The organism is Streptomyces sp. NPDC003011 (assembly GCF_053591515.1).
In genome coordinates, this window is record NZ_JBSFTY010000141.1 from 1 (window position 1) to 14,633 (window position 14,633).

A 14,633-nucleotide genomic window follows, 5' to 3' on the forward strand; every position below is an offset into this window, starting at 1 on the left:
TTGCCCTTGGCGTGCTGCGCCCCGGTCGCCTTCTCGCTCGGCCCGGCCAGCGCCTGCGCACGGATCTCGTGCAGCTCGGCCACACGCCCGCGCGCCTCCTCACTCATTCGGCGATGGCGGTGCGCATCGTCCACCGGTAGATGGGCAGCCGCTTCTCGCCGACGGCTCCGAACTCGCCTTCATGGACGAAGTGTTCGTAGTGGGCGCCGAACCGGTATTTGATCTTCTCCGTCAGCGACGGGGAGAGCTGGACGCGTTCGTCACCCGGAATGGCGGACGGGCCGCCGACCAGCAGCACCTCGAAGTCCGACATGGCAATCCCTCCTGATACGTGGACCGGCATCTGTCACGCACGTCAGGTTGGCGCGCCCGCCTAAATTCGGGCCAAAAAAAGACCCCGCAAGGGGAGTTGTGGCGACGGCGTGCCACACGCCAGACTGTTCCTCAACGCCTGTTGAGCAAAATTCATCCTGTTTGTCAGCTTTCTGGGGGCAGGTCATGACTTCTCCGCCCAACTACCGTGTTCTGCTCGGTCCGTCGCTGCTGGGGCTCTTCCTGGTCATCGCCTTCGCCGGGCTGATGATCCCCGGGCTGCGCAACCCGGCCCCGCACGACATGCCCCTCGGGGTGTCCGGACCGGCTCCGGCCGTCGAGCGTCTCGGCCAGCAGCTGGAGGCGGGCGCACCGGGCGCCTTCGACGTCACCGCGTACGCGAGCGAGAACGAGGCCCGGGCGGCCCTGCGCGACCAGGAGATCCTGGCCGCGATCGTCATCGGTCCCCAGGGCGCGCCCGGACTGATCACCGCGAGCGCTGCGGGCGACGCGCCGACCCGGGCCGCGACAGCGGCCTACGAGCGGCTGACCGGGCAACTCGGAACACCGCCGCGGGTGCGGGACATCGCCCCCCTGCCCGAACACGACTCCCGAGGGGTGAGCGCGGTGCTGCTGTGCGTCGCCCTGTCCGTGGGCGGACTCCTGTTCCAGGTGGGGCTGAGCCTGGCCGCCGGTGGTGAGCGGGCCTCCGCGCGCCTGCTGGCCTCCGTCGCCTACGCGGTGGTCGCCGGCCTGGTCGGTGCCCTGCTCGCGGGGCCGGTCACCGGCGCCCTGTCGGGCCACTTCGCGGAACTGCTGGGGATCGCGGTCCTGCTGTCGCTGGCTGTCGTCGGCGTGGTGGCGGCCTGCCAGGCCGTCCTGCGTGCGCTCGGCATCGTCGTCGGCGCACTGCTGGTGCTGCCGCTCGGCGTCTCGTCGTCCGGCGGTGTCGTCGACCCGCACTTCCAGCCCGCCTTCTACTCGGCCGTCTCGCAGTACCTGCCCATGGGCAGCACGGTGTCCCTGCTGCGCCGCGTCTTCTACTTCGGCGGCAACGCCGTCGGCGGGCCGCTGCTCACCCTGGCCCTGTGGGCGGCCGTCGCGTGGCTCGTCACCGTGGCCGTGGAACGGTTCCGGCCGTTCCGCCCGGTCCTGGTCGTCGTACCCGCCTCCGCACTGCCCGGTACCGCGCCCGCCGCCGAGTCCCGGACGGCCGCCGAACCCCGGACGGCCTGATGGCGGCCGAGCCGAGCGGCGCCTCGGTGCCCGCGGAACCGAGCGGACCGGACGCGGCGCAGGAGAACCGCCGTGAGCTGATCCGGCTCGCGGCGGTCGAGCTGTTCGCACGGCACGGCTACCGCGGCACCACCGTCCGGGCCATCGCCGAACGGGCCGGTGTGGATCCGGCCCTGGTGATGTACCACTACGGCAGCAAGGAGAAGGTGTTCTCCGTGGTGATCCGGGAGGCGATGCGCGCCGAGGAGCTGCTGCCCGAACTGCCCGAGCTCCTCGACGAACTCCCGGCCGCCCACGGAGACGACGGCGTGCGGCGCGGGCCCGGCAGCCGGCTGGTCCGCGGCTTCCTCTCCCGGTGGGAGGACGCCGCGTCACGCTCCTCGCTCCTCATGGTCTTCCGGTCCGCGATGGAACACCCCGAGGCGTCGCAGCTGTTCCGGGAGGTCGCCGGCGGCGAACTGCTGGTGCCGATCGCCCGCCGGATCCCGGCCCCGGACCCCGAACTGCGCGCCGTCCTCGTGGCGTCCCTGCTGGTCGGGCTGGTCACGGGCCGCTACGTGGTGCCGATCAGCCCGCTCGCCGACCTGGACCTGGACGCCGTCGTGGACCTCTACGGACCGTACGCGGACGCCATGCTGCTCGGCCGGCTGGGTTCACCGCCCGTCCCGTGACACCCTCAACGACGCCCGGGCAGCGTCCCGTTGACGAGCGCTTCCACCACCTTGCGGCGCTGGAGCTTGCCGCTCGGGGTCTTCGGCAGGGCACCCCGCGGCACCACCTCCACCCGGTCGGGGCGCAGTCCCGTCTCCGCGGACACCGCCCCGGTCACGGACGAACGGATCTCCGCCACACGCGCGGCGTCGGCGTGGCTGCGCGACTCCACCACCAGCACCAGTGCCTCCGTGCTGCGCACCGGATCCGGGCAGCCCACGGCGGCCACCGCGTCCGCCCGCAGTCCGTCCACGGTGGCGGCCGCCGCCTCGAAGGCGTACGGGTGGTAGTTGGACCCCGCGATGATCACGACGTCCTTGATCCGCCCGGTGACATACAACTGCCCGTCGTCCAGGAACCCCTGGTCGCCGGTGTCCAGCCAGTCGTCGTCGAGGACCTTGGCGGTATCCTCGGGCTGGCGGTAGTAGCCCGACATCATGGAGGGGCAGCGCAGCAGGACCGTCCCCTGCCGGCGGTCCGGCAGGTCCGCGCCCTTCTCGTCCACCACCCGGATCTCGATCCCCTTCAGCGCACCGCCGGAGGAGACCAGTTCCTGCCGGTCGGGATCGTCCGGGAGCGCCTCGACGACCTCGCCGTCGGCGGCCAGCCGGTCACGGCGGACCGCAAGCGTGATCAGCGGGTCACCGGGCACGCACATGGTCGCCGCCAGGGTGATCTCCGCCATGCCGTAGCAGGGCGTCATCGCCCGCTCCCGGTAGCCGTACGGGGCCATGCGCTCGGCGAACGCCCGCAGCGTGCCGGCCTGGACCACCTCCGCGCCGTTGCCGGCGAGCCGCCAGGCACTGAGGTCGAGCCCCTCCAGTCTGGCGTCCGGCACGTTCGTCGCGCACAACCGGTACGCGAAGTTCGGCGCCGAGGTGAAGGTGCCCCGGTAGCGGTGCATCGCCCACAGCCACCGCTCCGGGCGCAGCGCGAAGGACAGCGGCGGCATGCTCGCGACCGGCAGACCGTGCAGCAGCGGAGCGAGGTTCAGCCCGATCAGGCCCATGTCGTGGTGGAGCGGCAGCCAGCTGACGATCAGATCGCCACGGCGGTAGGCACGGTCACCGATGGCGGCGGCGTTGGCGAAGACGGCCTCGTGGGTGAGGGCGACGCCCCGGCTGTTGTCCGTGGTGCCGGAGGTGAACTGGATCAGCGCGAGGTCACCGGGCCGCGCCCGGACCGAGCCCGGCAGGAGACCGCCTTCGAAGGGCGGCTCCACGATCTCCACCCCGGCCTGCGCACACGGTGCCGACACGGCCTCCCGGAACTCCGGGGACGCCACCACGGCACGCGGCTCCGCCCGGCCGAGCAACAGCCGCAGCCGGTCCTCCCAGCGCTGCCGGCGCATGGTCGCCAGCGGCGGTTCACAGACGAAGGGGACGGCACCCAGCAGGAAGCAGCCGTGCAGCGCGGCGTAGGCGTCGACGCCGGTGTCCACGCAGACACCGACCCGGTCACCCGGCCGTACCCCGTGCTCGGCCAGGGTCGTCGCCGCGGCCCCCGCCCGCTCGGCGAGTTCGGCCGCCGTCAGCCGCACCGGCTGCCCGGAGCCCTCGACGTAGCACAACGGCCGGCCGGGATCGCTTTCGGCGAGGTCCAGCAGCGCCGCGCCGATCGTGGCCGCGGAGCTCAGGGACACCTGCGCCGGATGTTCCTCCGGCTCGAATCCCCGGCGGTCCGTGTGTACTTCCTCAGTCGAAACGGAAAGTGTCATTTCATACCCCCGAATTGACCACCGCAGAGCGGCTGAAAATGGCATGGTGAATGCGAGCGTATGATGTGCAGCATGCAACGGCGAAGTCAAGCGCGGAATGTGGCGATTACCCCGCTTTAGAGAGCCGCAAGAGCATCCTTAGTCGCCCCGGCCATGATGGATCGGCTGAATAGTGCTGCGCATTCTCTCGATCCCGCAGCCGAAAGATCCCGGATCGGTTTTCCGACGCAAACTGAAGGAACAACACGCCGTGTTCGCGCTCGTTTTCCCCGGCCAGGGTTCGCAGCACAAAGGAATGGGTGCGCCGCTCTTCGCCGCATTACCGGAGCTGGTGGCGGAGGCCGACGCCATACTCGGCTATTCCGTCGAGGCACTGTGCCGCGACGACACCGACGGGCTGCTCCAGAACACGGAGTTCACCCAGCCCGCTCTGTACGTCGTGAACGCGCTGAGCCTGCTGGCGCATCGCGGGAAGGGCGGGCCCGAGCCCGACTACGTGGCGGGACACAGCCTGGGCGAGTACAACGCGCTGCATGCCGCCGGCGCCTTCGACTTCGCCACCGGACTGCGCCTGGTGGCCAAACGCGGCGAACTGATGGCCCGGGTGGCCGACGGAGGCATGGCCGCCGTCGTGGGCCTGACGGCCGAGCAGGTCGACGAGGTCCTGGACTCCCCGGGCCTGTCCGACCTGTCGATCGCCAACTACAACAACCCGACCCAGATCGTGGTCGCCGGCCCCCGGGAGGACGTCGAGCGCGCCCGCTCCGTCTTCGAGGACGCGGGCGCGGGCCTGTACACGGTGCTGCGGGTCAGCGGCGCCTTCCACTCGCCGTACATGTCGGGCCTGCGGGAGGAGTTCGAGGACTTCGTGCGGTCCTTCGACCTCCGCCCGCCCGGTGTCCCCGTCATCTCCAACGTGACCGCGCTCCCCTACGACGACGACGTCGCCGGCGCGCTGACACGCCAGCTCGACCACCCGGTGCGGTGGACGGACACCGTCCGCCATCTGATCGGGCAGGGCGTGAGCGACATCGAACCCCTCGGACCGGGCAGGGCCCTGCGCGGATTGATCCAGGCGACCCGGCGGGACATGGAACGCCGGCCCCCGCGGACGGCCGAGGCGCAGACACTGCCGTCGGCCACCGGCACCCCGCACGACGGGGAACTGCGACTGCGGCGGCCCGGGCGGCAGCGTGCGGCGCGCCCGGCCGACGCACCCCGTGAGCCGCTGCGGGACACCCTGCTGCGCGACCTGCGCACCACCGTCGCCCAGGTTCTGAAGGTGCAGCCGTCCGTGATCCGGGCCGAGGCGGAACTCAGCACCCTCGGTTTCGACTCGATCCGGCTGATCGAGTTCGCCGACCGGCTCCGCCAGGACCTCGGGGTCGACCTCACACCGTCGGTGTTCTTCGAGCACTTCACCCTGGAGGCGTTCGCGGGCCATCTGCTGGCCGAGCACTGCGACCTGGTGACGGCCCGCTACCCGGACGCGGAACACGAGGACACCGAGCCGGACCCGCCCCGCGAGCCGATGCCGGGCCCCCAAGCGGCCGGCTCGGCCCGGGAGGAGACCCCGTACCCCGTCGCCGTGGTCGGCGTCAGCGCACTGCTGCCCGGCTCGGCGGACCTGGACCAGTTCTGGCAGCGCCTGCTCGCCGGGGACGAACTCGTCACCGGCGTGCCGCAGGAGCGCTGGCACGACTGGGCCGGGCCGGAACGGGCCCGCCGCGCGCACGGCGCCTTCCTCGACGACGTCGACACCTTCGACTGCTCCTTCTTCGGCATCTCGCCGCAGGAAGCGGAGCTGATGGACCCGCACCAGCGGCTGTTCCTGCAGACCGTGTGGAAGGCCGTCGAGGACTCCGGACGACGCCCCGGCGAGCTGGCCGGGAGCCGCACCGGCCTGTTCGTCGGGCTCAGCTCGATGGACTACCTGGAGGTGCTCGGCCACAGCACCGCCGGGCCCCAGGCGCACACCGCCACCGGCCTCGCGCACGCCATGCTGCCCAACCGGGTGTCGTACCAGCTCGACCTGCGCGGTCCCAGCGAGGCCGTCGACACCGCCTGCTCGTCCTCCCTGGTCGCCGTGCACCGCGCGGTACGCAGCCTGCGCTCCGGCGAATGCGACCTGGCCGTCGCCGGCGGAGTGAACCTGCTGCTCAGTCCCACACCGTTCGAGTGCTTCGGCCTGGCCGGCATGCTCGCCCCGGACGGCCGCTGCAAGACCTTCGACCGGTCCGCGAACGGATACGTGCGCGGTGAGGGCGTGGTCGCGATCGTGCTCAAGCCACTGGCCGCCGCGGAGGCCGACGGCGACCACATCCACGCCGTGATCCGGGGCAGCGCCGTAGGCCACTCGGGCCGCAGCGCCTCGCTCACCGCTCCCAGCCCCGAAGCGCAGGCGGACGTCATCGTCGACGCGTGGCGCAGTACGCGGCTCGACCCGGCCACCGCCACGCACATCGAGACCCACGGCACCGGCACCAGCCTCGGCGACCCCATCGAGATCGAGGGCCTGAAGCAGGCCTTCGCCCGGCTCTACCACGACTGGGGACACCCCGCCCCCGCCGAGCCGCACTGCTCCCTGGGGTCGGTGAAGACCGCCATCGGGCACCTGGAGGCAGCGGCCGGTCTGGCCGGGCTGGTCACCATGGTGCGGGCCCTGCGCCAGGGGCAGCTGCCCGCCCTGCGCCACTTCGACGAGCTCAACCCGTACATCCGCCTGGACGGCAGCCCGTTCCGCATCGGCGACCGCGTCGCGCCCTGGGCCCGCCCGGCCACCGCGGACGGCACGCCGGTCCCGCGCCGCTGCGGCGTCAGCTCGTTCGGCTTCGGCGGCACCAACGCGCACGTGGTGCTGGAGGAGTACGTCACCGACCGGGCCGCCCCCGCCCCGCCCGCCGTCCCGCTCCTGATACCGCTGTCCGCCCGCACGCCCGACGCGCTGCGGGCCTACGCCCGGGAACTGGTCCGTCACCTCGACCGGCACGCACCGGCCGAGGGCGCCCCGGACTTCACGCTGACCTCCCTCGCCGACACCCTCCAGCTCGGCCGGGAGCCGATGGAGGAGCGGCTCGCGGTGGTCGCGGCGGACGTCGACGAGCTGTACGACGCGCTGGTCCGCTTCCTGCGTGGCGAGGAGCAGGGCGACACCTGGTGCACCGGGCGCGCCACCGGCACCGCCGGCCTGGCCCGGGCCCTGCTCGGCGGACCCGAGGGCGAGGCGTATCTCGCCGCCCTCGTCGCCGCCGGGAAGACCGGCGGACTGGCCCGGCTGTGGGCGGCGGGCGCCGATCTCGACTGGTCCGTGCTGCGCGCCGAACGGCCGGTGCGCCGGACGCCACTGCCGACGTATCCGTTCGAACGCCGGCGCTGCCGGCCGCAGGACCTCAGGCCCCACGGGCTGCCGCGCCCGGACCACGCCCCCACGGCGGACGCCGCCGTGCCCCCGGCACCTGCCGCCCTCGCGGACACCACCTCGCAGGACGGGATCCGCGGCCACCTCGTCCAGCTGTTCGCCGAGACACTGAAGTGGCGGCCGGAGGAGATCGACCCCGCCGCGCGCTTCGAGGACCTCGGCCTCAACTCCCTCCTCGTGGAAAAGCTGCGCCGACGGCTGGAGGAGCACTACGGGCCGTTCGACAGCACCACGCTGTTCACGTACAAGAGCCTGGACGCGCTGGCCCGCCATGTGGCCGGCACGGTGCGCGAGACACCCACGCCGCCCGTGGCCGCCGCGCAGGCGCAACCGCCTGCCGTCCCCGGAACCGCCCAGGCCGAACCGCCCGCCCGATCCGTCACCGCCGCGGCGGAACCGTCCGCCCTTTCCGTCACCGCCTCGGCGGAACCGCCCGGACACAGCGTGACCGCGCCTCGCACCACACCCCGGCCCGCGGCACCCGACCCCGGCCCCCGGGCACCCGCCGACATCGCCATCATCGGCATCAGCGGACGCTACCCCGAAGCTCCGACCGTCGCCGACTTCTGGGAGCGACTCAGGCACGGCCGCGACTGCGTCGGCGAGATACCGCTCGACCGGCCCGGCTACCGGCGCTACGCGGAGCTGGCCCGTGCGCGCTTCGGCGACGCATGGCCCCGCTGGGGCGGCTTCCTGGACGACGTCGACGCGTTCGACGCGCAGTTCTTCCACATCTCGCCGCGCGACGCCCGGCTCCTCGACCCGCAGGAGCGGCTGTTCCTCACCACCGCCTGGGAGACCCTGGAGGACGCCGGATACACCCCGGCGACCCTGGCCGACTCCCGGCTGGGAGACCAGCGCGGGTCGGTGGGCGTCTTCGCCGGAGTGACCTACAACAACTACCAGATGTTCGCCGGGAACGACCTGGACCAGGGCGTCTGGCGCATGGTCACCTCCCAGACGTTCTCCGTCGCCAACCGGATCTCCCACCTGCTCAACCTGGGCGGCCCCAGCCTGAGCCTGGACACCGCCTGCTCCTCCTCCCTCTACGCGATCCACCTGGCCTGCGCCGCCATCCGCCGCGGTGAGTGCGCCATGGCACTGGCGGGCGGGGTGAACCTCTCGCTGCACCCGAGCAAGTACGTGATGCTCGCCGAGGCCGGGTTCCTCGCGCAGGACGGCCGCTGCCGCGCCTTCGGCGAGGGCGGCACCGGGTACGTCCCGGCCGAGGCGGTCGGCGCGGTCCTGCTCAAGCCGCTGGAGCGGGCACGGGCCGACGGCGACCAGATCCATGCCGTCATCAAGGGCTCCGCGGTCAACAGCGACGGCCGTACCTACGGCTACGGCGTGCCCAACCCGGTCGCGCAGGCCGAACTGGTCCGTGCCGCGCTGCGCGACGCCGGAGTGGACGCCGGCACCATCGGCTACGTCGAGGCGCACGGCACCGGCACCAGCCTCGGCGACCCGATCGAGGTCCGCGGTCTCACCGAGGCCTACCGGGACGCGGCCGTCCCGCACCGCCGTGACGGGCGGCCGCCGTGCGCCATCGGATCGGTGAAGTCGGTCATCGGCCACGCCGAGGCGGCGGCCGGCATCGCCCAGGTCACCAAGGTGGTGCTCCAGATGCGGCACGGCACCCTCGTACCGTCGCTGCTGCACTCGCCGCGCCTGAACCCGCATCTCGACCTCGACAGCACACCGTTCCGGGTGCAGCGCGAGACCGCCGCCTGGGAACGGCCCCGGCTGCCCGGTCCCGACGGCGGGACGACCGGCCCGCGCCGGGCGGGGATCAGCTCGTTCGGCGCGGGCGGGGTCAACGTGCACCTCGTCCTCGAAGAGGCCCCGCCCCGGCACCGGCCCCCCGTCGCCGGCCCCGGCCGCCCGCTGGTGTTCCCGCTGTCCGCCCGTACGCCCGAGAACCTGCGCTCCTACGCGTCCCGGATGGCGGCGTTCCTGCGCACGCTCGACCGGGAACCGTCCGGCACCGACGAGGGACCAGCACGGCCGGCCGACATCGCGCACACGCTCCAGCAGGGCAGGGAGGCCATGGAGCACCGGGCCGCGTTCACGGCCCGCACCCTCACCGAGGCGATCGACGGCTTCGACCACGTGGCCGCCGGCCGGTCCGCCTCCGCAGGCGTGCGCATCGGCCGCCGGCCGGAACGGTCCGGCACGGCACCGGCCGTCCCGGCGAACGCCACGCCCGATCAGACGGCCGCCCTGTGGGCCGAGGGCGCCGACACCGACTGGGCGGCCTCGCCCACCGGCGGACACCGGGTGTCCCTGCCGACGTACCCCTTCTCCCGCGAGCGTTACTGGCTGGAGCCGGCCGGCACGGCCCCGGCGCTCCCCGGCCCCGCGAGCGAGCCGCCCGCCGACGTACCCGACGTGCCCGACGTGCCGGACGTGCCCGACCTCCGGGCCCTGCTCGCCGGTGTGCCCCGCAGCGAACGGCACACCGCCCTGGCCACCCACATGCAACGGGAACTCGGCACACTGCTGGAGTTCCCCCCGGACAGCCCGCCGGACCGGCAGCGCGGCTTCTTCGAGCTGGGCATGGACTCGGTGACGGCCGTCCGGCTCGGCAACCTGCTGGAGGAGTCGCTGGGCCTGGTCCTCTACGCGGGCGTCGTCTTCGACTACCCCTGCGTCGACGACCTCGCGGGCCACCTGCTGGACCAGCTCGGCCTCGACGACCCCGGCCCGGCGGCCCAGGACGCCCCGCCGCCGGTCCCCGCGACGACCGCCGGGGCCACACCGGACAGCACGGCACCGCAGGTCGTGCACTACACCGCGGACTGGGAACGAGCCGACGCCGCCGAAGGTCCCGCCTCCTGGCTCACCCGCCCGGTGCTGGTCCTCGACAGCGACGGGGCCCTCACCGAGCGCGTGCGACGGCTCCACACCGATGCCGCCCTGGTGATCGGCGTACGCGCCGGCGAGCGGTACACGGAGTCCGGCGCCGAGCGGACGGTCCGGGCGGCGTCGCCCGAGGACCACGCCGCCCTCCTCACCGGCCTCGACACCCCGCCCGACACCGTCCTGCACGCCTGGAGCGAGCCACGCACCGCGCTGACGTCCGTCTTCCACCTAAGCCAGGCCCTGCTGAGGGGCGGCCTGCGGCAGCCCGTACGGCTGCTGCGGCTGCACGTCCGTACCGGCGGCCCGTCCGACGAGCTCGCGGAGGCCTTCGGCGGTTTCGCCCGCTCCGTCGAGCACGAGAATCCCCGGCTCGTCCAGCAGGCCGTGACCGTGAGCACCACGGGCGGCCACCCGGCGGACGCCCTGCTGCGGGCCTGCGCCGCCGAACTGGCCGCCGGCACCCGCACCGAGACCGAGGTCCGCCATGACGACGAGGGCCGCTGGGTGCGCAGGCTGCGGGAGCTGCCCGCGCAGCCGCAGACCCCCGCCGGTGTCACCGTCCGCGACGGCACGACCTGCGTGATCACCGGCGGGGCCGGCGGTCTCGGCCTGCTCTTCGCCGAGCACCTGGCCCGCCGCGCACGGATGAACCTGCTGCTCGTCGGCCGCTCGGAGCTGACCGCCGACCGCCGGGCCGCACTGGAACGCATCCGTGCGCTCGGCAGCGACGTCCGCTACGAACGGGCCGATGTCGCCGCCCGCGCCGACGTGGACCGGCTGCTCGCCCTGGCCCGTGAGCGCTGGGGGGCCGTGCACGGCGTCATCCACTCCGCCGGGGTGCTGCGCGACGGGCTGCTGCCGAACAAGACCGCCGGTGAGATCGACACCGTGCTGGCCGCCAAGGTCGACGGTGCCGTGCACCTCGACGAGGCGACCCGCGGCGACGACCTCGACTTCTTCGTCGTGTTCTCCTCGCTGGCGGCGCTGGCGGGCAACCCGGGCCAGGCCGACTACGCCTTCGCCAGTCGCTTCCTGAACGCCTTCAGCCGCCGGCGCGAGGAGAAACGGGCAGCGGGGGAGCGCACCGGCGCGAGCATCGCCGTGGTGTGGCCGTTCTGGCGCGAGGGCGGCATGCGCGTGGACGCGGCAACCGAGGGCTTCGTACGCCGCCGGCTGGGCCTGGCCCCGCTGGAGAACGCAGTCGGCGTGGCCGCGTTCGACGCGGCGCTGCACCACGCGCGGCCCGAGTTCGGTGTCGTCCACGCCGAACGGGCCAAGCTGCGGCGGCTGCTGCGCATCGAGCCGCCGGCCGGCCCGGCCCGGCCCGGGCCGGCGGCGGACGACGGCGTCTCGGCCGTGGCGGCCGAACTCGAGCACGTCCTGGCGGAACTGGAGCTGTAGGGCGTGAAGCGTGAGCACGTGTGCCGGGCGCCTGCCACGGAGCGAACCGTGCGGGTGCCCGGCGAACCACAGGGGGAGAGGAACGGCCATGACCGATGACGCCCTGCTGAGGCGTTCCCTGGACGCCGTACGCACCCTGCGCGAGCAGGTCGAGCGGCTGCGCGCCCGGACGGAGGAGCCCATCGCCGTGGTCGGCCTGGGCTGCCGCTTCCCCGGCGGCGCGGACAGTCCGGAGCGCTTCTGGGACCTGTTGCGCGAGGGCCGCGACGCTGTCGTGGACGTCCCGGCCGACCGCTGGCCCGCCGACCGCTGGTACTCACCCGACCGGAACGCCCCCGGCACCGCCTACACCCGCCGCGGCGGCTTCCTCACCGAGGGCGCCCACGCGTTCGACGCGGCGTTCTTCGGCGTCCCGGACGCCGAGGCCCGCGAGATGGACCCGCAGCACCGGCTGCTGCTGGAGGCGAGCTGGCAGGCGCTCGAACACGCCGGGCTGCTCTCCGGCACCCGGGCCGAACGGCACATCGGTGTCTTCGTCGGCATCTCCGGCTCGGAGAACTCGCTGCTGCCCCGGCCGTCGCAGGCCACCGGGCCCTACACCGCCACCGGCTCGGCCATCAGCGTCGCGGCGGGCCGGGTGGCGCACACCCTGGGGTTGCGCGGCCCCGCCCTCGCGGTGGACACGGCCTGCTCCTCGTCGCTGCTCGCGATCCATCTGGCGGTGGAGAGCCTGCGCCGCGGCGAATGCACCGCGGCCGTGGCCGGCGGGGTGAGCGCGATGCTGTCGCCCGCCGTCATGGTCGCCCTGAGCCGCATGGAGGCCCTGTCCGAGGACGGCCGGTGCAAGGTCTTCGACGCCGCGGCCGACGGCTACGGCCGCGGCGAGGGCTGCGGCATGGTCGCCCTCATGCGCGCCGAGGACGCCACGGCCGTACGCGCCCCCGTCCTCGCCCTGATCAGGGGATCGGCGGTGAACCACGACGGACGCACCAGCGGCCTGACCGTCCCCAACGGCCGGGCGCAGCGCGAACTCATCGCTCAGGCCCTGAAGTCGGCCCGGATCGACCCCCACGACGTGGACTATCTGGAGGCGCACGGCACCGGCACCCCGCTGGGCGACCCGATCGAGGTCCGTGCCGCCGCCGACGTCCTGTGCGCCGGCCGGCCCCCCGAGGCACCCCTGCGCATCGGCGCCGTCAAGTCCAACGTCGGCCACCTGGAGGCGGCGGCCGGAGTGGCGGGCCTGATCAAGACGGTCCTCGCACTGCGGCACGCCGGGATCCCGGGCAACCTGCACCTGAAGACCCCCAACCCGCGGCTGGGCGTCGAGCGGCTGCCGGTGGTCCTGAACGACCGTACGAGCCCCTGGCCGGACCATGCCGACGGCCGGCCGCGCACCGCGGGCGTCAGCTCGTTCGGCTTCAGCGGCACCAATGTGCACGTCGTCCTGACCGCCCCGCCGGCCGGACCACCGCGCGGGACCGGCCCCGAGCGCCCCGCCCACGTACTGGCCGTGTCGGCACGCGACCCCCAGGGCCTGCGGGACGCGGCCGCCCGCCTCGGCGACTGGCTGGCACGGCATCCCGAGGCACCCCTCGCGGACGTGTGCCACACCACGACCGCCCGTCGCGCGCACTTCGCGCACCGGGCGGCCCTCGTGACCGCCTCGGGCGGCGAACTGACCGACTGGCTGGCGGCTCTCGCCGCAGGCGACGGTGCCGAGGCGCACGCCGCCGGCCGGCAGCTCTCCGCGGCCGACGCGGTCGGCGCCCGCGACCGGGCCCCGGCACGCCCGGTCGCCTTCCTGCTGGACGCCACCACGGACGGGGCGGCCCGCATCATCGAGGCGCTGCACCCCACCCACCCCGGCTTCCGCGCCCACTACGACCGCTGCGCGGCCGAGCTGGGGGCGGCCGCCGGTGCCGAGCCGCCCGCCCCGGGACACACCGGCTCCCCCCTCGCCGTGGACATGCGGACCCTCGCCTGTCAGGTCGCGCTGGTGCGCACGCTCGCGGACTGGGGCCTCGTCCCCGGTGCCGTCGTCGCCGGGCGCACGCCCGGCGACCTCGCGGCCGCCTGGCTCGGCGGCGCCCTCGACGCCGCGGCGGCGGGCAGCCTGCTCGGCGCCCGGCACGCCGCCGTCCCCGCCCCCGCTGTCCTGCCCCGGCGCACCCTCTCGCTGCGCCTGCTGCACGGACCGCAGGCCGCCGAGGTGAGCGCCGACCAGGCCGTAGAACCGGCGTTCTGGATCCGGCCCGAGACCGGCGCCGCACCGCGGACGGCGGCCGCGGCACTCGCCGCGCACGGCTACGAGACCCTGGTGCACATCGGCGGCGATCCCGCACCGGCCGACGCGAGCGGTGTGTGGCGGCTGCCCGGTGACGACATCTGGCGCGAACTCCTCGACGGCCTGGCGCACCGCCACCTGACCGGCGACGAGGTCGACTGGTCCGCCCTCGACGAGGGCTACGACCGAACCCGGCTGGACCTGCCGGGCCAGACCTTCCGGCGCCGCGAGCACCGCGCCACCACCGTGGAGCGGGACACCCCGGCGGCTCCCGCCGGCACCGGTGCGCCCGTCGGCGCCCTGAGGCTGCGAGCGCTGCCGTCCCCGCTGGAGCAACGGCAGTTCACGAGCACCGTCAGCCGTGCGCTGCTGCCCGAGGTCGCCGACACCGCCGGGGTCGTGCACATCGGCTACTACCAGGAGCTGCTGGCCTCGGCGGCCCGCACCGAGGACGGACTGCGGCTGTCCGCTGTCACCTTCGAGCAGGCGCTGACCCTGCCCGGGACACAGGAACGCGCCGTGCACCTCGTGATCGGCCCCCCGGACGGCGACGGCTGGTCCGAGTTCTCGGTGCACAGCCGGGCCGTGGACGCCTCGCCCTCCGCGCAGCGCCATCTGCCGCCGCAGCCCCGCCGTGTCCGACCGGAGGGGCAGCATCATCGCCACGGTGACGTGGGGCTGGCTCGCGA

At 74.0% G+C, this 14,633-nt stretch carries 6 protein-coding genes; 4 read left to right on the forward strand and 2 right to left on the reverse strand.

Going from position 1 to position 14,633, the window contains the following annotated elements; genetic code table 11:
* Positions 1 to 103 precede the first annotated feature (103 nt).
* Complete coding sequence (locus tag ACWD0J_RS39450; RefSeq protein ID WP_451500692.1) at positions 104 to 313, reverse strand: DUF5988 family protein; 210 nt, start codon at positions 311 to 313, stop codon at positions 104 to 106.
* Positions 314 to 498: 185 nt separating this feature from the next.
* Here ACWD0J_RS39450 and ACWD0J_RS39455 point away from each other — a divergent pair, with 185 nt between their 5' ends.
* Together ACWD0J_RS39455 and ACWD0J_RS39460 are read left to right on the forward strand one after the other, a co-directional pair.
* Positions 499 to 1,548 carry a hypothetical protein gene (locus ACWD0J_RS39455; RefSeq protein ID WP_451500693.1) on the forward strand — a complete coding sequence of 350 codons (1,050 nt, stop codon included), beginning with the start codon at positions 499 to 501 and terminating at the stop codon, positions 1,546 to 1,548.
* The gene (locus tag ACWD0J_RS39460; RefSeq protein WP_451500694.1) at positions 1,548 to 2,219 is read left to right on the forward strand and encodes a TetR/AcrR family transcriptional regulator; all 672 of its coding nucleotides are present in this window, start codon (positions 1,548 to 1,550) and stop codon (positions 2,217 to 2,219) included. The genes ACWD0J_RS39455 and ACWD0J_RS39460 overlap by 1 nt, the downstream gene beginning before the upstream one ends.
* Before the next feature lie 5 nt (positions 2,220 to 2,224).
* On the opposite strand, the gene ACWD0J_RS39465 is transcribed toward ACWD0J_RS39460, so the two are convergent.
* Complete coding sequence (locus tag ACWD0J_RS39465; RefSeq protein ID WP_451500695.1) at positions 2,225 to 3,901, reverse strand: fatty acyl-AMP ligase; 1,677 nt, start codon at positions 3,899 to 3,901, stop codon at positions 2,225 to 2,227.
* Positions 3,902 to 4,226: 325 nt separating this feature from the next.
* On the opposite strand from ACWD0J_RS39465, the gene fabD reads away from it, so the two are divergent.
* Positions 4,227 to 11,657 (forward strand): ACP S-malonyltransferase, encoded by a 7,431-nt coding sequence (gene fabD / locus ACWD0J_RS39470; protein WP_451500696.1) that lies wholly within the window; start codon positions 4,227 to 4,229, stop codon positions 11,655 to 11,657.
* 88 nt (positions 11,658 to 11,745) lie between these two features.
* Positions 11,746 to 14,633, forward strand: a 2,888-nt coding sequence (locus tag ACWD0J_RS39475) for a type I polyketide synthase (protein WP_451500697.1), incomplete at its 3' end; no start/stop codon positions are given.

Coding starts and splice junctions, on each gene's coding strand:
- ACWD0J_RS39450 (WP_451500692.1), bottom strand. CDS start 313: ATGTCGGACTTCGAGGTGCTGCTGGTCGGCGGCCCGTCCGCCATTCCG.
- ACWD0J_RS39455 (WP_451500693.1), top strand. CDS start 499: ATGACTTCTCCGCCCAACTACCGTGTTCTGCTCGGTCCGTCGCTGCTG.
- ACWD0J_RS39460 (WP_451500694.1), top strand. CDS start 1,548: ATGGCGGCCGAGCCGAGCGGCGCCTCGGTGCCCGCGGAACCGAGCGGA.